At 21.9% G+C, this 1211-nt stretch carries 1 tRNA gene; it reads right to left on the bottom strand.

What is annotated here, in order from left to right:
* Positions 1-1113: 1113 nt before the first annotated feature.
* Positions 1114-1189: transfer RNA gene (locus ACRCYC_RS00515), tRNA-Lys, on the bottom strand.
* Between the last annotated feature and the right edge of the window lie 22 nt (positions 1190-1211).

Below are 1211 nucleotides of genomic sequence, written 5' to 3'. Positions count from 1 at the left end.
TTAATTGTTAAAGTCAAGAACTTTTTTCAAAACTTTCAAGTTTTACTTGTTTGCGTTTGTCGCTCTCAACGAATATTAGTGTACCATATGTATCTGCTTAACTATTTATTTATATTATATCTTTATCTCTAAAATACATCATTTACTCTTAAATTCATCAAATTTCACTCTAATTTAAACTTTGATACACTTGGTTAAGTTTTATTACTTTTTTAATGTTTTTCAAAGCAGTTTCATAAGATCTACTATTATTTTCTCTTTTTTCTTCTCATATTATTAGTATTTTATCTTACTTTTATATTCATGTATAAAAATTTCTTCTTATATCCATTTATCTTTCTTTCTATTATTTTGTATTATTTTATCTATTTATTTTCGTTTAAACCTCGTAATTAGATATCTTTTCTCAGGATCAATTAATAATTAATTTCTTAAATATAATTATTATCTTTTGAATTAACTAAAAAGCTCGATAAATATCTATCTATTAATATAAAAATTATTTTATAAAACTTATATAGAAAATGCTTTTTCAACATCTATATTTATTCTTACTTTAATATAACTTAAACTTCCTAAATTAAATATTTAGCTCTTTTTTTAAATCCATAGTATATTACTTATAAATTTATTTATTACTTATTTGAAACACCTATAACTAAAGTAGCTAAAATCTTGATATATCTCTACTAAGGAAAAATCTTATAATTAAGAATACTCCCTCGATTCCTAGACAGACTAACTATTATCAAACTATACACTCTATTTATTGTAGGCTGACTAACCACTAGTATTAAATATTTTATACAAAAAATATTTAATACTTACAACTAACTATATTCTGTTAATCATTTTAGAATCTTTTGTATGAGTATAAAATAATTATCTCAAAATATAGATAATTTATTAGTTATATTTTATTTGAAAATTACTAAAAACAATGACAGGGTAGTAAATAATAAAAAATAACAAAATATATTTCCATCTAAAATCGCTTCTACAAGTACTAACTATTTGATTAATTATATTATAAATTTAAAATATATCTAAACTATCTTTAAAAAGATTTATTTTTTTAAACAAAAAAAACACTTGTTATTACAACAAGTGTTTTGGTGACTCGCCAGGGAATCGAACCCTGGACACCGTGATTAAAAGTCACGTGCTCTACCGACTGAGCTAGCGAATCAAATATAAAAAATCTGGCAACA

Origin of the sequence: Paraclostridium sp., assembly GCF_051657365.1 — a bacterium.
GTDB lineage: Bacteria > Bacillota > Clostridia > Peptostreptococcales > Peptostreptococcaceae > Paraclostridium.
The sequence above is the reverse complement of the archived record's forward strand: the minus strand, read 5'-3'. Positions and strand labels throughout refer to the sequence as shown.